The sequence below is a fragment of the Kribbella aluminosa genome, assembly GCF_017876295.1.
GTDB lineage: Bacteria > Actinomycetota > Actinomycetes > Propionibacteriales > Kribbellaceae > Kribbella > Kribbella aluminosa.
Window position 1 is genome coordinate 1565849 of record NZ_JAGINT010000002.1, and the last position, 20306, is coordinate 1586154.

The following is a 20306-nucleotide window of genomic DNA, read 5'->3' on the forward strand; positions in this document are numbered from 1 at the left end:
GCCGCGCCGAGACAACACACCCCCGGCGCGGCTGCCTATTGCCGGCTTCGCGGGGTGTGCCGTGCGCGACCTGTTCGACGCGGTCGTTTTCGCCGCGTACGACCGCTGCGTGACTGGGAGTCCGTCAGGTCCTCGACGGCGGGTCGTCAAAGGTGAGGTCCTCGAGATCCAGGCCGCGCAGATGGTCGAGCCGCGCCTGGAGCTCTGGCCGCTGTCCGACGATCCCAGGACTGGCCTCCAGGAGAGCGAGTTCGGTCCTGCGCAGCCTTCTCAGGTGCTGCTCCACCGCGTCGAGGTGCGCGACGAGCTCAGGCCCGCTCATGCCTGACAAGTCGACGTTGGTCAGCCGGTCGGTCTCGGACTGGTCGTTCATGCCGGTGAACATATCCGCGACCGACAACCCCAGGCGCCCCCACCCCAAATCTGTGAACAACTGACCGACCCCGGACACGCGGAAGGGCCGCCCGACTGCGCGCGGCGCCTCCGGCTGGACATCGGTACGCATTGCCCGGACGAGCACAGCAACCAGCACTCGTCCTTCCACAGCACTGCAGCTGTTCGCCAGCCGGAGGTGTGGCATTCGGGGTGAGGTCTTGCTGAGGCGGCGAAGCGGTTCTAATCTCTTATTTACGGGAGATAGTTTCAGAATGCCGAAGATATCCGTATTCCACCGCTCTGGAGGACGGAATGATGCGTCGTGTCTGGATTCTGCTGGTTGCGTTGTTGCTGATCCCGGGAGCCGTGCCGCGGGCTGCGGCGGGTCCGCCGGGCGACATACCCAAGCCGTTCGAGCCGTTCCTGTCCGCGATGGAGGGCGGGAACACCGTTGAGGCCAAGATCCGGGAGACCGCCCCGCGGGCGGACGGGTTTCGGCATATCGATACGCCGGCGACCATTCACCGGCTGCAGCAGATGCACGCGACGATGTACACGTTCGGCATCTGGGACAAGGCCACCGACTGGGACGACCTGCGGCTGGAGTTCGCGCCGGCGGCGGCCCGCGCGGGCATCGACGTCATGGTGTACCTCGTACCGCCGTCGGAGTGTTTCCGCAACTCCGCGCGGCATCTCGACGGGCGGTGCTCGCGGCCGTTCGACACCGACTACGTCCGCTGGGCGACCGAGATCGCCAAGCTCTCGCTGACCTACCCGAACCTCAAGTCGTGGGCCATCGACGACTTCCTGGCCGGCCCCAACGGGAGCCTGTTCACCAAGGACTACCTCGGCCAGGTCCGCGCCGCGATGAACGCGGTGAACCCGCACCTCAAGTGGTACGTGACCCTCTACTCCTGGGACATCACCCCCGCCACCGCCGACAGGATCAAGGGCGCCCTGGACGGCGTGATCTTCCCGTACACGGGCTACATCAACAACTCGATCGACCCCACCTGGCTCGAACCCCGCCTGGACTCGTCCCTCGATGTACTGCGTCCCGCCGGCCTCAACCTGGTACTACTCGCCTACACCGGGAGGTTCCTCGACGGCATGATCCACCCGGACGAGCGGTACGTCGCGGACGTCCTGCGCCGCGCCACCCCGTACCTCACCGACGGGCGGCTCGACGGAATCATCGCGTACGGCGCCCCGCTGCGGACCGATCTCCAGCAGCCGAGCTGGGACTACTGGGGGTACAGCGGGAACGGCCGGCTGAGCCTCAGCGTCGGCAACTTCACGGCCACCGTCGACGGGAGCTACGCCGCCGCCTCCCAGCAGATGGTTGTCTCCGGCAACGGATCGCGCTCGATCACGTTCAGGCACCGGGATCCGGACGTGGGCGGGCTGCGCGGGTACCAGTTCAAGCAGGTGCTGGTCGACGACCAGGTGGTCTGGCAGAGCGATGTCGAGGACGACCCGAAGGAGACCTGGATCACCACGACGGTCGACCTGACCGCGGCGCTGCAGGGCAAGACCTCCGCCAAGGTCACGTTCCGGCTGTTCGACCAGCGCGGGGTCGGCTGGTGGCCGCTGGACTGGAGCATCGACGACGTCTCCGGCCGCGGGGTCGTCGTACGCAACGGCGGCTTCGAGCAGAACCGGGACTGGGAGCTGTCCCGCAACTACCCGACCATGCAGCCGTACATCGACATCTACTCGATCGACCGGCCGGCGCGGATCTTCGACGCGATCGGTACGGCGTACGCCGGGTACCGCGGCCAGTCGTTCGTACCGGTGCAGGGGCCGCGCGGGAACGCCGTACGGATCGGTCCGAACAACCGGGCGATGTACGGCAACGGCCGGCTGGCGTTCACGGTGCCGAACGGGCCGGTGCCGGCGAACACCTGCGCCACCGCGACTCAGCAGGTGCGGGTGAAGGCCGGTCAGCCGCGGTACGAGCTGTCCTTCTGGCACGCGGATCCGGAGCAGGCGCGGTTCGGCGAGATCTTCAAGCAGTTGCGGATCGACGGGCAGCTGGTGTGGGACCGCGACGCGGGTGACTACTGGCCGTGGTTCTACCTGAACGGGTCCGACCACCAGGGCGGGATCGACGTGACCGACTTCGTGCAGGGCAAGCCGTCGGTGTCGATCCAGTTCGGGATCTGCACCAAGCAGGCGGTCACCAGCCCCGGCGTGGTCGTCGGCTTCGACCACGTGGAGGGCATCAACCTGGACATCCACAACCCCGGGTTCGAGAACCGGTCGGCCTGGTCACTGACTGCCGGCGGGCCGCTGAAAGCAGCGATCGACATCGCCCGCTGAACGAAACAGGCGCCCCCGGCAACCAACTGCCGGGGGCGCCTGCCTGCGTCGAGCGATCAGTCGTTGCCGTTCGGGTTCGGGGCCGAGGCGCCCGCGCCGGAGCCGGCCGCGGTGCCGCCGACGGCGACCGGGAGCTCGCCGGTGACCAGGTACACGACCCGGCGGGCCATCGCGACCGCGTGGTCGGAGATGCGCTCGTAGTACCGGCTGAGCAGCGCCATGTCGACGGCGACCTCGACGCCGTGCGGCCAGTCCGCGTCCATCATCAGCCGGAACTGGTTGGAGCGCAGCTTGTCCATCTCGTCGTCGGTGGCCTCGAGCCGGCCGGCCGCTTCGACGTCGCGGGACGCGATCACGTCGCCGGCGGCGTCGACCATCTTGCCGGCCACCGAGCCCATCTCCTCGATCACGTCGTGCAGCTCGGTCGGGATCGCGGGCGCCGGGTAGCGCATCCGGGCGATCTTCGACACGTGCGCGGCCAGGTCGCCCATCCGCTCCAGGTCGGCGACCATCCGGAGCGCGGCGACCAGCATCCGGAGCTCGTTGGCGACCGGCGACTGCCGCGCCATCAGCTCGAAGACCTTCTCCTCCACGCCCTCACCGGCGGCATCGAGCTGGATGTCGGCCGCGATGACCTCCTCGGCCTTGCGGATGTCGGCCTCCAGCAGGGCGGCCGTCGAGCGGCGTACGGCGGTGGACACCGTCCGCGTCATCCGCTCCAGCTCGGCGAGGATGTCGTCGAGCTGCTCGTGGTAGCTGTCACGCATGGTGTTCGAATCCGATCTGTGGTGTCCGGTGCCGCGGCGGCGCACTCGCACGGTACCCGCCCGCCGGTGACTGTATGCCGTCGAGGTTGCCGGACGGCGACGAGTGGTGAACGACCGATGAACAGTTGAGTCGTGTCCCGGTCATCCGGTGCTCATTCGGTCTTTCCCTGCTGGTTGCCCGCGTAGCATCGTTGCCGTGGACCCCACGCTGGCTGCGGTGCTGGGCGGCGTCATCGGCGCGGCCCTGGCCCTGCTTTCGCTCGGAGCGATGATGCTGTCCGAGCGGGCCCAGCGCAAGATCCCGGAGAGCCCGGAGCCGATCGTCCCGAACGGCGTCGCCACGGTGCTGTCGGTACTGCGGTCCTCGGCGGTCGTGATGGGCCCAGAGGACCAGGTCCTGCAGGCCAGCGCCCCGGCGCACGTGCTCGGCATCGTCCGCGGTGAGCGGCTGGTCGTCGACGACATCCTGACGATGGTCCGCCAGGTCCGCCGGGACGGGGAGATCCGTCAGCAGGACCTGGAGATCGTCCGCGGCCGGCTCGGCGCCACGCAGTACGTCAGTGCCCGGGTGGCGCCGCTGGGCAGCCAGCTGGTCCTGGTGCTGGTCGAGGACCGGACCCGGGAGCGCCGCCTGGAGGCGATCCGGCGGGACTTCACCGTGAACATCAGCCACGAGCTGAAGACGCCGGTCGGCGCGCTGATCCTGCTCGCCGACGCGGTCTCGGAGGCTTCCGACGACCCGGAGGCGGTGCAGCGGTTCTCGGACCGGATGCGGATCGAGGCGTCCCGGCTGAGCCAGCTGGTCAAGGAGATCATCGAGCTGTCCCGGCTGCAGGGCGACGACCCACTGGAGAACCCGGGCCCGGTGGACATCAACTCGATCATCGAGACCGCGGTGGACCGCTGCCGGATCGACGCCGAGGACCGGGACATCAAGATCGTGGTGAAGACCGAGCCCGAGCTCGAGGTGCTGGGCAGTGCGGACCAGCTGGCGATGGCGATCGGCAACCTGGTCGAGAACGCCATCAACTACAGCCCGGACGGCACCCGGGTCGCGGTCGCCGCGCACCCGATCGGCGACCTGGTCGAGGTGACCGTGTCCGACCAGGGCGTCGGGATCCCGAGCAGCGACCTGGAACGGATCTTCGAGCGCTTCTACCGGGTCGACCGGGCCCGCAGCCGGGAGACCGGCGGGACCGGGCTCGGCCTCTCGATCGTGAAGCACATCGCCTCCATCCACGGCGGCGACGTCCGGGTCTGGAGTGTCGAGGGCCAGGGCTCCACCTTCACCGTGAGACTCCCGTTGCGGTTCGAACCCGCGCCGGGCCAGACCGACTCGTCCAGCCAGGCCGAGACGGCCACAATCCTGACGCCTACCCCGTCGGAAAAGACAAAGGAGACAGCTTCGTGACCCGAGTGCTGGTCGTCGAAGACGAAGAGAGCTACAGCGATGCGCTGTCGTACGTACTGCGCAAGGAAGGTTTCGAGGTCGCCGTCGCGGAGACCGGGCCGGACGCGCTGGACGAGTACGACCGCGCCGGTGCGGACATCGTCCTGCTCGACCTGATGCTGCCGGGCCTGTCCGGCACCGAGGTCTGCCGGGCGCTGCGCAGCCGGGGCAACGTCCCGGTGATCATCGTGAGCGCCAAGGACACCGAGGTCGACAAGGTCGTCGGGCTCGAGCTCGGCGCGGACGACTACGTGACCAAGCCGTACAGCCCGCGCGAGCTGCTGGCCCGCGTGCGCGCCGTACTGCGTCGTGGCCAGGACGTCGAGCTGCTGCCGGACACCCTCGAGGCAGGGCCGGTACGGATGGACGTCGAGCGGCACGTGGTGACGGTCGGCGGCACCGAGATCCGGCTCCCGCTCAAGGAGTTCGAGCTGCTCGAGATGCTGCTCCGGAACACCGGGCGGGTGCTGACCCGCGGCCAGCTGATCGACCGGATCTGGGGTGCCGACTACGTGGGCGACACCAAGACCCTGGACGTGCACGTGAAGCGGCTGCGCTCCAAGCTCGAGAAGGACCCGTCGAACCCGCAGCACCTGGTCACCGTGCGTGGCCTCGGTTACAAGTTCGAGTCCTGAGTCACACCCCCGCGGGTCGCGACGACCTGTCGGGTTAGCTTAGGCTCTCCTTAGTTTAGGCAAGCTAAGGAGAGTCACTCATGTCCTGGTCCCGTACCAAGGTCGTCAGCGTGGTCACCACTGCGCTGCTCGCCACGACCTCGCTGGCCGCCTGCGGCAACGGCGACGGCAAGGCGGCCGGCAGTTCGGCCGGTACGGCGTCTTCCGGGTTCCCGGTCACGCTGAAGAACACGTTCGGCGAGACGACCATCACGAAGAAGCCGGAGCGGATCGTCACGCTCGGCTGGAACGCCCAGGACGTGGTCTACGCGCTCGGCGAGACCCCGGTCGGGATTCCGAAGGTCACCTACGGGCAGACCACCGACGGCGTCACCGCGTGGGACGCGGAGAAGTTCGACAAGTCGAAGACGACGCTGCTCGACACCGGTGACAAGTACCCGTTCGAGAAGATCGCCGCGCTGAACCCGGACGTCATCCTCGCGCCGTACGAGGGGTTCGACGCGGCGACGTACAAGACGCTGAGCGACATCGCGCCGACCGTCGCGTATCCGGGGGCGCCGTGGCAGACCACCTGGCAGGACCAGACGCTGCTGGTCGGGGAGGCGCTCGGCAAGAAGGCCGACGCGGTGAAGCTGATCACCGGGATCCAGGACAAGATCAAGCACGTCGCGGCCGAGCACCCGGAGTTCAAGGACAAGACCATCACGGTCGGCTCGTTCGGCGCGGAGAACTACATCTACATGCCCGGCGACCCACGGGTGCAGATCCTGAACGAGATGGGCTTCAAGAACGCGCCCGGCGTCGAGGCGCTGGAGAAGACCAACTCCAAGAAGGAGTTCTCGATGACGATCAGCAAGGAGAAGGTCGCGGACGTGGACGCCGACGTGCTGATCGCGTACGTCGACGGGATCGGGCCGCAGAAGTTCCTGTCCGACCCGGTCTACTCGACGCTGAAGGCGGTCAGGAGCGGCGGCGCGTACCCGTTGCAGGACCAGCAGGTGATCTCCGGCATGAGCGCGGTCAGCGTACTGAGCGTCCCTTGGGTGCTCGGCAAGGTCGTCCCGGGCCTGTCCAAGGCAGCCTCGGCAAGCAAGAACTGAGCTGAGCGCAAGGGGCCGTTTCGGGGGTTAACCCCCGAAACGGCCCCTTCGCATGCCGCATGCGGGTAGGGAAGGGACACGGCGAGGGGTTAACCCCTGAAATGGGCGGACGCCCGTGAACGTGATCCGCCAGTCCGTCGCCCACGCGTGTCTCCCGCTCCCACGCAGTCGCGAGCAGGTACCGGGTGGAGCGGCTGCCGCAGGCCGGGTGTTACTGGGGACGGCGGCGCGAAGCGTTACTGGCCGGCCGGTGGCGGGGTCGGGGAGTAGTGGTCGTCGGTGAGGACCGGAACGTACGCGGAGACCGGTGCCGCCGTACCGAAGGTGATGGTCACGTTGACCATCTGGCCCGGCTTCGCGCCGGTGACGACGATCGCCGGACCACTGTCCTCGGCGCCCGGGGTCGGCGCCGTCGGGGTCTCGGTCGGGCCCGCCGGAGTAGCCGACGTACCAGGCGTCGCCGACTTGCCGGGGGTCGCCGAGGTACCGGGAGTGGCCGGGGTGGCGGGCGTCGCGGTGCCGGTGGCGGAGGCCTCGGCGGCGGTGGTGCCGGCCAGCAGGAGCGCGGTGCCCGGCTGCAGGGCGACCGGGGCCTTGAGACCGGTAAAGGTGACCTGGCCGGCCTGCCAGCTGCCGTCCTGGCCGTCCTGGGTGCCGGCCGGGGCCTGCGCGATCCCGACCAGGGTGTCGGGCTCGGTGCCGTCGTTCACGATCACGCCGTGCAGCTCGCCCTTGCCGGCCGCGTCAGCCAGCACCAGCAGGTTGCGGAGCTTGATCTGACCGCTGTCGACGCTCGTCCCCTCGGCGGCCTGGTACGGCTGCAGGGTCGGCGCATCGAAGCTCGCGCTGCACGCCCCCAGCGCGAGACTGAGAGTGGCGGCGGCACCCACCAGCGCGGCGCGCCGGGCGAACCGCGAGGACAACGTGATCGGCACTGGAATCCCTCTCGTGCAAGCTGATTCGGCACTGGGCCGGCAAGGTGTGCGGACAACTGTGGAACTACCGTGGACACCGTCAGGCAGCGGCCTCCGGCGCCCCAAAGCGTAGCCCTCGGTCGTCGCGGGCCGGACGCCGGGATCCTCAGCACCGATGTCCGAGGCAACGGCACCCGCGCGCACGAGGCATGCCGGAGATCGTTTGTCAAGGCGGGAAGTGGGCCCTGACCAGCGCAAACGCCCCGACCGGACCACGCGGCACGTGGTAGGATAGATCTCGGAAAGGGGCACTTCACACATGACTTTCACAGTCGGCGAGACGGTTGTTTACCCCAATCACGGAGCGGCCGTCATCGAGGACATCGAGACCCGTCAGATCAAAGGTGAGGACAAGACCTATCTGGTCTTGAGGATCGTCGCTCAGAACGACCTGGTCGTCCGGGTCCCCGCGTGCAACCTCGATCTCGTCGGCGTGCGTGACGTCGTGGATCAGGCTGGCCTGGAGCGCGTCTTCGACGTGCTGCGCGCACCGCACACGGAGGAGCCGACCAACTGGTCGCGTCGTTACAAGGCGAACCTGGAGAAGCTGCACTCCGGTGACGTGCTGAAGGTGGCAGAGGTCGTCCGCGACCTGTGGCGCCGCGAGCGTGACCGCGGTCTGTCCGCCGGTGAGAAGCGGATGCTGGCGAAGGCTCGCCAGATCCTCGTCTCCGAGCTGGCCCTGGCCGAGCACACCAACGAGGACAAGGCCGAGGCCATCCTCGACGAGGTCCTCGCTTCCTAACGCAAGAGTCGCATGAGCAGCGCGGTCGTGATTCCCGCGGCCGGGTTGGGCCTGCGGCTCGGTGGTGAGACACCGAAGGCGTTTCGAGAGGTCGGTGGCGATTCGCTGCTGGTCCACGCGGTGCGTGGCCTGAAGGCAGCGTCCGCCGCCGACCTCGTCTGTTTCGTGGTCGCGGTGCCGCCCGGTTCCGAGGAGACGGTCGGCAAGGAGCTGGCGCCGTACGTCGGTGACGCGCGGCTGCTGGTGGTCGCCGGTGGTGCCGAGCGGCCCGATTCGGTGCGGGCGGCGCTGGACGTGCTGCCGGTCGACGGGATCGACTGCATCCTGGTACATGACGCGGCCCGGGCGTTCGTTCCGGCGGACGCGATCGAGCGGGTGGTCGCGGCGGTCCGCGGCGGCGCCCAGGCCGTCGTACCTGTGGTGCCGGTGACCGACACGATCAAGGTGGTCGGTCCGGGCGGCGAGGTCGTCGACACACCCGACCGGTCGACGCTGGTCGCCGTACAGACGCCGCAGGGGTTCGCGCCCGAGGTGCTTCGGCGTGCGCATGCGGCCGGGGCCGATGCCGGGGTGACCGATGACGCGATGATGTGTGAGCGGATGGGGGTCATCGTGCAGACGGTCGAGGGGTCGCCGGACGCGTTCAAGGTGACGCGACCGCAGGACCTGCTGCTCGCGGAGGCGCTGCTCGCGGAGAGGCGGCTGTCGTGAAGGTGCCGCGCGTCGGCAGCGGCGTCGACGTACATCCGTTGGAGGCCGGCCGCCCGATGTGGCTGGCCGGGTTGCACTGGCCCGAGGAGACGTCGGGTCCGTCGGGGCATTCCGACGGGGACGTTGCCGCGCATGCGATCTGCGACGCGCTGCTGAGCGCCGCCCGGCTCGGCGACCTCGGCTCGAACTTCGGTACGTCGGAACCGGAATGGGCCGGCGCCTCCGGTGCCGCGCTGCTGGCCGAGGCCGCGCGCCGGGTCCGCGCTGCAGGCTTCGAGATCGGGAACGTGTCGGTCCAGGTGATTGCCAACCGCCCCCGCTTCGCCGCCCGCCGCGAGGAGGCCGAAAAGGCCCTCAGCGCCGCCTGCGACGCCGAGGTGTCGGTCAGCGCCACCACCACCGACGGCCTGGGCCTCACCGGCCGAGGCGAAGGCATCGCGGCCCTCGCCACCGCCCTCATCTACTGACTGCCGCCCCACCCGCCCTGGCGGCCGCGACCTGGTGGACCGGCGTCGCCCTTCGTGAAAGCAGCCGTCGAGGTGGCTAAGGCCCCGAGCTGAATCTGGGGTTGGCGACATGCGGCACTTCGCCACGCATCCGCCGGTTGTTGATGGCCGCGGCCACGATGATGCCCGAGGCCCCGAGCAGCAGGAGGACGCTCGAGACGACCTTGGTGGTGACGTGCAGCGGCCCGGCGAACTGCGCCGGCAGCACGTTGTTCGGATCGACGATCAGCTGGACCTGACCGTTCGGGAAGTGCCGGTAGTCGCCGCTGCTCAGGTCATGGCTGTGACCGTCCGGGCAGTCCGCGGTGAACGACTTGACCCCGGTACCGTCGTAGCCGCGGACCTTGCAGGTCACGGTCCGGCCGACGTGCGACAGCAGCAGCGGCGTCGGCGTCATCATCCACGGCACCGCCGCCATCCCGGCCGCCGCCGCACCGAGGTACCCGAAGTAGCCGCCGCCCAGCGTCGCGATGCCGATCACGAAGAACCCGCAGCCGGCCAGCATCGCGAGCACCGCGAAGATGATGTTGTGCGGCGGCAGCGTGTACAGCCCGCCGGCCAGCACGAACAGCACCGCGCCGATCGCGATGTTGCGCCAGGTCGGTCCCTTCGGCGAGCCCGGGCGGCGGAGCCGGCGGCCTGCCACGACGATGATCAGCAGGACCAGCGCGGTGCCGCCGAAGAACTCCCACCCGATACTCATCCGGTCAACGCCTCCGAGGCAGTGATGGCAAAGCGCACGCATCCAGCCAGGAGGCCAGCAGGCGCCGCAGCGCGTCCTCGTCGGGGCTGAAGGTCGTCGCCAGTGCGATGAACTCCGCCGTACTCACGGACCCGTGCCGGTGCGTCTTCGTCCAGGTCCGGAGCAGCTCGAAGAACGCCTGGTCGCCCAGGTGTTTCCGCAGTACGTGCAGGGTGATCGCGCCGCGCTTGTAGAGCCGGTCGTCGAACATCAGCTCCGGTCCGGGGTCCGACAGCAGTAAGTCCTGCGGCAGGCCCTTCAACCGGGTGTGGGCCTTCGCGACCTGCTGGTCGGCGGTCGGGCCGCCGGACTCCTCCGACCACAACCACTCGGCGTAACAGGCGAAGCCCTCGTTCAGCCAGATGTGCTGCCAGCTCGACGGGGTCAGGCTGTTGCCGAACCACTGGTGCGCCAATTCGTGTGCGACCAGCCGTTCGGAGCCGCGCCGCCCGTCCACATGGTTGCTGCCGAACACCGAGATGCCCTGCGCCTCCAGCGGAATCTCGAGCGGGTCATCCGTCACCACGACCGTGTATCCGCCGAACGGGTACGGCCCGAACAGCCGGCAGAACAGCTTCATCATGTCCTGCTGGCGCCCGAAGTCGTGCCGGAACTGGCGAATGTGCCCGCCCGGCAGCACCCCCCGGATGGTCACCGGGGACGCGGCCAGGTCGACCTCGTCGTACCGCCCGATCTGCACGGTCGCGAGGTACGTCGCCATCGGCGCCGCCTGGTCGAACACCCACGTCGTCCGGCTGGCCTTCACCCGACGGGACACCAGCCGCCCGTTCGCGACCACCTGGTACGGCGAGTCGGTGGTGATCGAGATGCGGTAGTGCGCCTTGTCGCCGGGGTGGTCGTTGCACGGGAACCAGGTGGCCGCGCCGCTCGGCTGGCTGGCGACGATGACGCCCTCGGTGAGTTCCTCCCAGCCGAGCTCGCCCCACGGGCTGTCCTCGGGCTTCGGATTCCCGCCGTACTGGATGTCGATCGAGAACTCGGCGCCGTCCGGGATGCTCGCGGTGATGTAGAGCTTGCCGGCGCGCTGGGTGAAGCGCTGCGAGCGGCGGCCGTTCACCGACACCTTCGACGCCCGGAGGCCGGACAGGTCGAGGCTGAACCGGGTCAGCGGCTCGGTGGCGAACGCGGTGATCGTCGCCTTTCCGCTCAACCGGTTGCTGCTGACCCGATAGTCCAGCTCCAGGTCGTACGACTCGACCTTGTAGCCCGGGTTTCCGTGAGTGGGCACATACGGGTCACCCATCAGCCCTGCCAGGGTCCGCTGTGCTGCCAGGGTGCAATGGGGTTTCCCGCCCACCGCGTACCCGCAGGCACGCCTTCACCACGCATCACGAGAGACACCGGGCCGATGGTAGCGCCCGCGCCGATCGTGGCAGCCGGAAGGACGATGCCGTGCGGCCCGAGGGTCGCCCCGGGCCCGAAGGTGACTGTGTTCATGGAGAGAACTCGATCATGAAAAAGGTGCGTCTGCAGCACACAACCGCGATTCACCGTGGCGCCGTCGCCCAGGGTGACCAGGTCCGCCTCCGGCAACCAGTACGTCTCGCACCAGACGCCCTTGCCGATCTTCGCTCCGAGTGACCGCAGCCAGAGATTGAGCACCGGCGTACCGGCGGCGGCGTTCGCGAACCACGGCGCGGCGACCAGTTCGACGAAGCTGTCGACCACCTCGTTGCGCCACACGAACGAGCTCCACAGCGGGTACTCGACCGCGCGGGTGCGGCCGACGATCAGCCATTTCGCCACCGTCGCCATCCCGCCCGCGACCGCGCCGGCGGCCAGGATCACCGCACCGGAGAGCAGCACGGCGAGCCACGGGCCGAGCCAGATGTCCAGCGTCTGCAGCCCGAACAGCACGCCGAGCCCGATCAGCACCGTGCACATCATCGGCACGAACCGGCACAGCTCGACCAAGGCCCTCAAGACCTTGAGCTTGTACGGCGGGTTGTAGGTGCGGCTCTGGTCACCCGAGACGGCCTGCCGACGGAGCTTCACCGGCGGCGAGCCGAGCCACGACGTACCTGCCTTGGACTTCTTCGGCGCCGCGGACAGCACCGCGACCAGGCCGTTCTTCGGGACGCTCCGACCCGGCGCCGTCATCCCGGAGTTGCCGAGGAACGCGCGCTTGCCGACCTTCGCGCCGGCCACGTGCAGCCAGCCCCCGCCCAGCTCGTACGACGCGATCATCGTGTCGTCGGCCAGGAACGCACCCTCACCGACCGTGGTCATCTTCGGCAGCAGCAGCACCGTCGAGGCCTCGACGTCGCGGCCGATCTTGGCGCCGAGCGCCCGCAGCCACCACGGCGTCAGCAGGCTCGCGTACAGCGGGAAGAGCAGCGTACGGGCGGAGTCCAGGAGACGCTCGGTCGCCCAGACCTGCCAGCCGATCCGGCTGCGGACCGGGTAGTGACCTGGCTTGATGCCGATGCCGAGCAGCCGGACACCGATCAGCGTGAGCACCGCGATCGTCGCGAAGCCGACCACTGTCATCAGCGGGACGGCGCCCAGCGCGTGCAGCGCCGCCTCCTGCAGGCTCGACGTACCGCGCAGCGCACGACCGAGTACGGCGAACGCCGCCGCGGCCCCGGCCACCGGGACCAGGGACATGACCGCGGACTGCGCGCCGTACGCCGCGACCCACCAGGGTGCCCGGTTGGGACGGTGGTCGGGCCACGGGTGCCGCGCGCGACCGAGCCGGGCTGCGGGGGAGCCGGACCAGCGCTCGTTGTCGGGGACCTTGCCGGAGACGGCCGATCCGGCCATGATCTCGGCGGCCCGGCCGATCTCGGCGCCGGGGAGCAAGGTACTGCGGGATCCGATGACCGCGTCGGCGCCGACCGCCACCCGCCCGACGTGCAACTGGTCGCCGTCGGTCCAGTAGCCGGCCAGGTCGACCTCGGGCTCGATCGAGGCGCCGCGGCCCATCGTGAGCATGCCGGTGATCGGCGGGAGCGTGTGCAGGTCGACGCCGCGGCCGATCTTCGCGCCGAGCGCGCGGGCGTAGTACGTGATCCAGGGCGCGCCCGCTAGGTTGGCGGCGCCGGCCGCGTCGGCCAGGTTCTCCGCGGCCCACAGCCGGACGTGGACGGTGCCACCTCTCGGATAGGTACCGGGTTTGAGGCCCTTCAAGAGAATCCGGGCGCCGACGACCGCGATGCTCATCCGGCCCGCCGGGCTGATCAGGATCAGCCAGCCGGCCAGGATCCACCACCAGGACACGGTCCGCGCCCACGGCAGCGGGTCGATCAGCGCGGCGAGCAGGTTGTTCAGCGTGAACAGGTAGACCAGCCAACGGACGCCGACGACGGTCTGCAGGATCAGGGTCAGCGCCGTCTGCAGGAGCTGCGTGCCGCGCGGCGTCGGCCGGATCTCGCGCAGCTCGACGGGCTCCTGCGCCGAGGGCTGGAAGTCGTCGAGCCGCTCCGCGAGCGCGCCGAGCCGCGGGTACTCGTAGATGTCGCCGACCGTGACCTCGGGAAACCGTTCCCGCAGCACGGATACCAGCTGCGCCGCGGCGAGACTGCCGCCGCCGTGCAGGAAGAAGTCGTTGTCGGGGCCGGTGACCTTGGCGCCGAGGACCTGGGTCCAGCGCTCGGCCAGCCAGCCCGCCGTACCGCTCAGCTCTGCCGGCGGGCCGTCGCTGTCCATCCCGGGCAGCGGCCAGGGCAGGGCGTTCCGGTCGACCTTGCCGGACGTCCGGGTCGGCAGCGTGTCGACGATCGCGAGCAGCGGTACGAGCGCAGCGGGCAGCGCCTCCCGCAGTCGCTCGGTGGCCTTCGCGTTGTCGAACGCGGCCGGGTCGTCCGGTACGACGTACCCGACGAGGAGCTGGTTACCGGCGGCGCTGTTCCGTACGGCGGCCGCGGCGCCGCTGACCCCCGGCAGGGCCTGGAGGGCGGCGTCGACCTCGCCGAGCTCGATCCGGCGGCCGCCGAGCTTGACCTGCTCGTCGGCGCGGCCCTGGAACAGCAGGCCCAGCGGGTCCGACCGCACCAGGTCGCCGCTGCGGTACGCGCGCTCCCAGCCCAGCGTCGGCATCGGCGCGAACTTCTCGGCGTCCTTGACCGGGTCCAGGTACCGGGCCAGGCCGACGCCGCCGATGATCAGCTCGCCGATCTCCCCGTCGGCCACTTCGTTGCCTGAGGCATCTACTACCGCGAGGTCCCAGCCGTCCAGCGGGAGGCCGATCCGGACCGGGCCTTCGCCGGTGAGCAGCGCGGCGCACGCGACCACGGTGGCCTCGGTCGGGCCGTACGTGTTCCACACCTCGCGACCCTCGACCGCGAGCCGCTCGGCCAGCTCCGGCGGGCAGGCCTCGCCGCCGAAGATCAGCAGCCGGACCTGGTCCAGCGCGTCGCCCGGCCAGAGTGCCGCAAGGGTCGGCACGGTGGAGACCACAGTGATGCCTTGGGCAACCAACCACGGGCCGAGGTCCATGCCGGTCCGGACCAGGCTTCTCGGCGCCGGGACCAGGCAGGCGCCGTGCCGCCAGGCCAGCCACATCTCCTCGCAGGACGCGTCGAACGCGACGGACAGGCCGGCGAGGACGCGGTCGTCCGGGCCGATCGGCTCGTCCTGCAGGAACAGCCGGGCCTCGGCGTCCACGAACGCGGCGGCCGAGCGGTGCGTGACCGCGACGCCTTTCGGTACGCCGGTCGAGCCCGAGGTGAAGATGATCCACGCGTCGTCGGTCGGCTCCGGGCCGCTGCCCTTGGCCTCCGTCCTGCTCGAGGAATCCATTCGCGCGGAGTACGGGTAGTCGAAGGCGCCGTTGGCCGCGTCGTTGTCGATCGGGTCCGGCTGCGGGCGGGTCGGCATGAGCGTCAGGTCGTCGCCGACCGTCGCGGCGACGTCGGCCTCGCCGAAGACCAGCTCGGCGCGTTCCTCCGGGTCGTCGGCGTCGACCGGTACGTACGCCGCACCGGCCTGCAGGGTGCCGAGGATCGCGACGTACAGGTCGTTGTGGCCGGACGAGATCCGGATCCCGACCCGGTCGCCCGGGCCGATCCCGGCCGCGGTCAGCCGGGCCGCGAACCTGCCGGTCTGCACCAGCAGCTCGCGGTAGCTGAGGCTGACGCTGCCGTCGTCCAGCGCCGGCTCGTCGGCGTACCTGTTGGCCGTCTCCTCGAGAACATCCACCAACGTCCGCGCGGCCGTCGCCAACTCCCCGCGTCGCAACGTCACGGGCGGATAATACGCCGCTCGGTTACCAGTTCGATAACCCGAAGCAAACACGTGGGTGTGTCCATCAACCCCAGTCTGCGTTGCGGACAAAGGTCCTGAAGGACCGGGCGGGACGGTCGAGCGCTCGTTGTAGGTCGGTCGTAGGCCGGCCGTCGAGCCCTCCGAGAATCGCGGCGAGCAGTTCCGCTCCGGATCGCGGAACACCTTGGGCGACTTGTTCTTCGACGTACGTCGCCGAGTCGATCGCGACGTACTCGACGCGGTGTCCGGCGTCCTCGAGGTGTGCGGCGGCCTCGGCGAACGTGATCGCCTCGGGGCCCGTCAGCTCGTAGGTGCGGCCGTGATGGCCGGACGTGGTGAGCGCGGCGACCGCGACGTCGGCGATGTCGTCGGCGTCGACGAACGCGGTCCGTCCGTTGCCGGCCGGGAGCGCGAGGCGGCCGGTCCGGACCGCGGCGCGCCACGGGCCTTCGCTGAAGTTCTGCGCGAACCAGTTGGGGTGCAGGATCGTCCACTCGTCGGCGTCGCGCACTGCCTGCTCGGCGGTGTGCAGTGGATGGCCGGCGTCCGACGCGCGGGACGCCGACAGCAGGACGAGACGCCGTACGCCGGCCGCAAGCGCCGCTTCGGTGAACCGGGCGAGTCGGCCGCCGGGGCGGATGGTGGGTTCCATCAGGTACGCGGCCGCGATGCCGTCGAGGTGCCAGGTGGTGGGGTCGTCAAGGTCGAGTCGTACGTCGGCGCCGGTGCGGGCCGCCGTACGGACGTCGTGGCCGCCCGCGCGGAGGCGGTCGGCGATACGGCGGCCGGTGGTGCCGGTGCCGCCGAGGATCAGGAAGGTGTCCATGGAGTCCAGCCAACTGCTCGCGGGGCAGACGATCCATGGGCGTGCGTCGCGGATACCTTTGTGATCGTCTACCGTCGGACGGTGTGGACGTGTTGAGCGACCTGCTGCAGCGGGCGCAGGCGACGGATGCGCTGGTCCGGCAGATCATCGCGAGCGAGCCGTGGTCCGTGACGTACGCCGACGTGCCGTCGCTGTCGGTGGTCGCGACGCTCGGTGGCAACGCCTGCCTGCGGCTGGACGACGGCGTACCGCGGATGCTGGCGGCCGGGGACATCGCGTTGATCACCGGGGTCGGCAGTTACATGATCGCGGACGATCCGGAGACGCCGCCGTCGTACGTCATTCGCGGTGGGCGGAAGCACACGGCCGGCGGGGAGCCGGTGGAGTGGCGGGAATACCTGGCGCCGCGGACGTACGGCGACGGCCTGCCGGGAGCTACGACGATGGTGCGTGGTGCCTACGACCTCCGTGGCGGCGCGGGCGAACGGGTGCTCGCGTTGTTGCCTCAGCTTGCTGTTGTGTCGGCGACACCGAACACACGGCCCGCGCTGGATCTGCTGACCACGGAGATCGCCCGTGAGGAGCCGGGGCAGGACGCTGTGCTCAGGAGGCTGCTGGACTTCGTACTGGTGCTGGCACTGCGCGCTTGGTGCGCGGAGGTCCAGCTTCCGTCCTGGTATCAGGCACTGTCCGCGCAGGGCGTCGGTGACGCGCTACGCCTGATGCATGAGGACCCTGCACGCCGTTGGTCGGTGGCAGAGCTGGCAGCTGAAGCCGGTCTCTCTCGCGCTACGTTCGCCGCCCGCTTCTCGAAGCTCGTAGGCCAACCGCCTCTGACCTACCTGACCAACTGGCGCATGACCCTCGCGGCGGATCGCCTGCGCACAACCACGGACACCGTGGCTACGGTTGCGCGCGAGGTCGGCTACGAGGATCCGTTCGCGTTCAGCGTCGCCTTCAAACGCATCTACAACCAGCCACCGACGACCTGGCGAACAGCCTGAGCCACCAGCTCCGGCTGGTCCTGCTGGACGTAGTGGTCAGACGGGGACGTTGACGGCGTTGTCGCGGGTCACGGGGCGCACTCCGGCTTCAGGCCCCGGTAGCCGGTGCGGGACGAGTCGTCGATGCCGACGTAGCACTCGATGCCGGGGCTGACCTTGTTGGAGCCGATGGTCGCGTTCGTGGAGTTGATCGCCAGGCCGACCACCCTGCCGGGCTTGGCCGCGAACGTGTTGCCGTCGCCGTCACCGGCCTGCGGATCGGTGATGGTCAGGTGCGAGACCGTGATGTTGTTGCCGGTCACCTCGACGCCGGGCGCGTCCGGCTCCTCGAGGACGTAGTTCTGTACGACGACGTTGTCGGCCTCGACGGTGATCCCGCCGACCGACTGGCCGTGGCCGTCGTACACCTTAGGGCTGGTCGCCGTACCGCCGGAGGAGATCTCCAGCCGGTCCGGGGAGGCGTGGGCATGCAGTGGGACGAGCAGAGTGAGGGCCATGAGGAGCTTGAACATCGCGAGGACTCCTGCGTGGAGGGGGTGTCGCCGCGAAGCTAGGACAGGTCGCCGGGGACCCCTCCCGAGCTCACTCGTCCAGCACTTCCAGGTCCCGCGGGACCAGCGTGGTGGTCAGCAACAGCACCCGGAACGGGTTGTCGTTCAACGCGTTGCCAACAGGCTCGCCGACCTCCTCACGGGTCAGCCCGGGTACGCCGTCCCGCGACAGCCTCGTGCGTACGTTCGAGACCAGGTGCCCTGTACGAAGAGCGGGGTGTAGCCGGCAGCGAGCGGCATCGGGTCCTCGCCGCCGAACAGCATCTGCTCGCGGGGGAACCGCACCGGGAGCCGCCCGGTCACTGCGACCCACCACTGACTGGTGCGATAGCTGATGGACCCGTGCATGCGGCTGACGCGCTGGTCGTCCTGTCCGGCCGACACGTGCACCTCTGCGCGGTTCCGCCCGAACAGGATCCGGTGCGCACCGGGGTCGGCGCTGACACCGCCCTCGACGCTCAGCACAAAGATGGTCCCGGGGCGTGCATCGGGTACGCCGCTTGCCAGGCTGGCCTGGTCCTGAGGGAGTCTGCGGATCACCTCCACGTCACGCCTTCGGGAGCTTCGGGGCGGCGGCCTCGGCCAGCTTCGTCGCCAGTCCGCACAGCGTGACGGGTTTTGCCGAGCCGGCGACCGACATGGTCACCAACTCGTCCTGCCCGTTCGCGTCGACGTACGTCCGGAAGACGATCACCACCGCACAGGTCCCCGGGCCGTCGTTCTCGTTCGACAGGATCGCGGATCGCCCGCCTATCCTGAGCGGCTGCCGGTCGGTTGAGCCCGGCTGGTCCCGGTCGAAGTACAGGTCCGCCGAGAGATCACTCGTCGTACTGTCCCAGCCGCACCTCGAGTTGCCGAAGGACCTGTCCGGCTGCGACGCGTCGACACCGGGGATCAGCTTGAGCGCCTTGCTGTCCAGCAACGTGCAAGCGTCGACGTGCGCCAGCGAGCTCCGTGACGGCAGGTACTCCAGCACCAGCCAGTGCTCGTCCCCGTCGGACACCACGTCGAAGATCATCACCACATGGGGATCGTGCAGCCGGGCACCGGTCCGGGCCTCACGGCGCAGCCGGCGGCCGTCCTGGTCGTCCACACCGGGGTGCGCACGCTTGAGCGCGACCGTACGGTCCAGTTGCTGATCGTGGGCACGCCAGACCGAGCCCATACCGCCCGAGCCGAGCGGTTCCCCCAACAGGTAGCGGCCCCCGATCAGGCGGGCCGTCACTTCACTTCACCAGGTCCGCCGATACCGCGAAGGTGTCACAGGCCTTGTTCGCGCCGACGTTGAACCCGTTCTGGATCCAGAACCCCTGGCTGGTCGCCAGACCGTGCGTCCGCTCGTCCTCCGGCGTGTCCGGCGTCTCACCGAAGCTGTTGCTGGACTGCTCCTTGAACTCGGCCAGCCGATCGGTCAACGGGTACGACTTCGCCACAGCCCGGCTGAACACGCCGCCGAAACAGGAGGCCTGCAACTCGTTCCGCCGCGAGCTCTCCAGCTTCTGGTCCGGGTGGTCCTGCAAGTACGCGGCCCGCGCGTAGAACAGCCCGGTGACGCCTTGCACATGGTGGCCGTACTCGTGCGCGATCGTCATCAGGTACGCCAGGTCTTCCTTGGGACCGAACGCCTTGTCCATCTGCTTCACATCGACGTACATGACATGGTTGCCGTAGCAGTAGAACGCCAGGACCCGTCCGGACAGCGGCTCGAAGTTGCCGCACGCGGTCTGCACGGGCTTGTCGAAGACGACCAGGCCCGGGTCCGGCTTGTCCTGCCCCAGCTCGTGGAAGACCGGGCGCCAGGCGTCGTTGAGGCACTTGAAGAGGCGCTGGTAGTAGACCTTCTGCGCGGCCAGACCACCGCTGCCGAGGTCGGCCGCCTTGCAGTTCTGTTCCGCCAGCGGGCCGGTGTGGTAGACGTCCGCGTTCAGCAGGAAGTCCTCGGCGGACCCCTTCTGCGGGTTGGTGGTCGGCGACGGCACGATCGACGGACCGGTCACCTTGGGCTCCACAGGCCCGGCGGCGGTGGAGCTCGTGCCACCGGTCCACAGCAGGACCGCCATGATCGCTGCGGCGACGCCGATCACGACCAGTAGCGAGAAACCGAGCAGCACCAGCCGGAACGAGCTGTCCCGCCGGGGCGGTGGCTGGAACCCGGTGAAGTGGCCGGGGCCGCCGTACTGCTGGCCCTGGTACGGCTGACCTTGGTACGGCGTTTGACCCTGTTGCTGGGGCCACGGTGCGGACTGCGGCGGCGGCAGGACACCAGGTGGCGGGCCGAGCGCCCGGCCCTGTGGTCGGCCCTGTGGCTGGCCCTGTTGCTGGCCACCGTAGCCGTACGGGCTGCTCACAGCTCTTGGCCTCCATGTGGTCGG

At 69.5% G+C, this 20306-nt stretch carries 19 protein-coding genes; 8 read left to right on the top strand and 11 right to left on the bottom strand.

From position 1 onward, the window contains the following. Window positions 1–124 precede the first annotated feature (124 nt). Window positions 125–373: a hypothetical protein gene (locus JOF29_RS28935; RefSeq protein WP_209697567.1), complete on the bottom strand. Its 249-nt coding sequence runs from the start codon at window positions 371–373 to the stop codon at window positions 125–127. Window positions 374–687: 314 nt separating this feature from the next. Between JOF29_RS28935 and JOF29_RS28940 the strand changes: the two genes are divergently transcribed. Further along, window positions 688–2697 carry a hypothetical protein gene (locus JOF29_RS28940; protein ID WP_209697568.1) on the top strand — a complete coding sequence of 670 codons (2010 nt, stop codon included), beginning with the start codon at window positions 688–690 and terminating at the stop codon, window positions 2695–2697. A 56-nt stretch (window positions 2698–2753) separates the two neighbouring features. Here JOF29_RS28940 and phoU read toward each other — a convergent pair whose 3' ends face one another. After that, window positions 2754–3464, bottom strand: coding sequence for a phosphate signaling complex protein PhoU (gene phoU / locus JOF29_RS28945; protein ID WP_209697569.1), 711 nt, complete (start codon window positions 3462–3464; stop codon window positions 2754–2756). 196 nt (window positions 3465–3660) lie between these two features. On the opposite strand from phoU, the gene JOF29_RS28950 reads away from it, so the two are divergent. From JOF29_RS28950 to JOF29_RS28960, 3 genes are all read left to right on the top strand, one after another. Beyond that, a complete protein-coding gene (locus JOF29_RS28950; RefSeq protein ID WP_209697570.1) occupies window positions 3661–4875 on the top strand; it encodes a sensor histidine kinase in 1215 nt (404 codons plus the stop codon). After that, window positions 4872–5549, top strand: coding sequence for a winged helix-turn-helix domain-containing protein (locus JOF29_RS28955; protein WP_141858161.1), 678 nt, complete (start codon window positions 4872–4874; stop codon window positions 5547–5549). The genes JOF29_RS28950 and JOF29_RS28955 overlap by 4 nt, the downstream gene beginning before the upstream one ends. A gap of 80 nt (window positions 5550–5629) precedes the next feature. Next, on the top strand, window positions 5630–6649 hold the full coding sequence (locus JOF29_RS28960) for an iron-siderophore ABC transporter substrate-binding protein (RefSeq protein ID WP_209697571.1): 1020 nt from the start codon (window positions 5630–5632) through the stop codon (window positions 6647–6649). A 236-nt stretch (window positions 6650–6885) separates the two neighbouring features. Here the strand turns inward: JOF29_RS28960 and JOF29_RS28965 are convergent, their stop codons facing one another. Then, complete coding sequence (locus tag JOF29_RS28965; RefSeq protein WP_209697572.1) at window positions 6886–7584, bottom strand: hypothetical protein; 699 nt, start codon at window positions 7582–7584, stop codon at window positions 6886–6888. 298 nt (window positions 7585–7882) lie between these two features. Here JOF29_RS28965 and JOF29_RS28970 point away from each other — a divergent pair, with 298 nt between their 5' ends. Genes JOF29_RS28970 through ispF form a run of 3 tightly spaced genes read left to right on the top strand, consistent with a single transcriptional unit; the run spans window position 7883 to window position 9546 of the window. Further along, the gene (locus JOF29_RS28970; RefSeq protein ID WP_130446326.1) at window positions 7883–8368 is read left to right on the top strand and encodes a CarD family transcriptional regulator; all 486 of its coding nucleotides are present in this window, start codon (window positions 7883–7885) and stop codon (window positions 8366–8368) included. A 12-nt stretch (window positions 8369–8380) separates the two neighbouring features. Continuing rightward, the gene (gene ispD / locus JOF29_RS28975) at window positions 8381–9079 is read left to right on the top strand and encodes a 2-C-methyl-D-erythritol 4-phosphate cytidylyltransferase (RefSeq protein ID WP_209697573.1); all 699 of its coding nucleotides are present in this window, start codon (window positions 8381–8383) and stop codon (window positions 9077–9079) included. Next, window positions 9076–9546 carry a 2-C-methyl-D-erythritol 2,4-cyclodiphosphate synthase gene (ispF, locus tag JOF29_RS28980; protein ID WP_209697574.1) on the top strand — a complete coding sequence of 157 codons (471 nt, stop codon included), beginning with the start codon at window positions 9076–9078 and terminating at the stop codon, window positions 9544–9546. Before ispD ends, ispF begins: the two co-directional genes overlap by 4 nt. 76 nt (window positions 9547–9622) lie before the next feature. On the opposite strand, the gene JOF29_RS28985 is transcribed toward ispF, so the two are convergent. The 4 genes from JOF29_RS28985 to JOF29_RS29000 form a co-directional block, all read right to left on the bottom strand. Further along, complete coding sequence (locus JOF29_RS28985) at window positions 9623–10288, bottom strand: hypothetical protein (protein WP_209697575.1); 666 nt, start codon at window positions 10286–10288, stop codon at window positions 9623–9625. A gap of 4 nt (window positions 10289–10292) precedes the next feature. Then, window positions 10293–11576: a M1 family metallopeptidase gene (locus tag JOF29_RS28990; RefSeq protein ID WP_307863751.1), complete on the bottom strand. Its 1284-nt coding sequence runs from the start codon at window positions 11574–11576 to the stop codon at window positions 10293–10295. Between the two features lie 14 nt (window positions 11577–11590). After that, window positions 11591–15532 (bottom strand): Pls/PosA family non-ribosomal peptide synthetase, encoded by a 3942-nt coding sequence (locus JOF29_RS28995; protein WP_209697577.1) that lies wholly within the window; start codon window positions 15530–15532, stop codon window positions 11591–11593. A gap of 64 nt (window positions 15533–15596) precedes the next feature. Next, entirely contained in the window at window positions 15597–16379 is a 783-nt protein-coding gene (locus JOF29_RS29000; protein WP_209697578.1) for a Rossmann-fold NAD(P)-binding domain-containing protein, read from the bottom strand. Window positions 16380–16462: 83 nt separating this feature from the next. On the opposite strand from JOF29_RS29000, the gene JOF29_RS29005 reads away from it, so the two are divergent. Next, window positions 16463–17383, top strand: coding sequence for an AraC family transcriptional regulator (locus JOF29_RS29005; protein ID WP_209697579.1), 921 nt, complete (start codon window positions 16463–16465; stop codon window positions 17381–17383). Between the two features lie 68 nt (window positions 17384–17451). Here the strand turns inward: JOF29_RS29005 and JOF29_RS29010 are convergent, their stop codons facing one another. From JOF29_RS29010 to JOF29_RS29025, 4 genes are all read right to left on the bottom strand, one after another. Then, a complete protein-coding gene (locus JOF29_RS29010; RefSeq protein WP_209697580.1) occupies window positions 17452–17895 on the bottom strand; it encodes a hypothetical protein in 444 nt (147 codons plus the stop codon). A gap of 183 nt (window positions 17896–18078) precedes the next feature. Further along, window positions 18079–18474, bottom strand: coding sequence for a hypothetical protein (locus JOF29_RS29015; RefSeq protein ID WP_209697581.1), 396 nt, complete (start codon window positions 18472–18474; stop codon window positions 18079–18081). A 7-nt stretch (window positions 18475–18481) separates the two neighbouring features. Then, complete coding sequence (locus tag JOF29_RS29020; RefSeq protein ID WP_209697582.1) at window positions 18482–19159, bottom strand: DUF3558 family protein; 678 nt, start codon at window positions 19157–19159, stop codon at window positions 18482–18484. A 1-nt stretch (window position 19160) separates the two neighbouring features. Further along, window positions 19161–20282 carry a neutral zinc metallopeptidase gene (locus JOF29_RS29025; protein ID WP_209697583.1) on the bottom strand — a complete coding sequence of 374 codons (1122 nt, stop codon included), beginning with the start codon at window positions 20280–20282 and terminating at the stop codon, window positions 19161–19163. Between the last annotated feature and the right edge of the window lie 24 nt (window positions 20283–20306).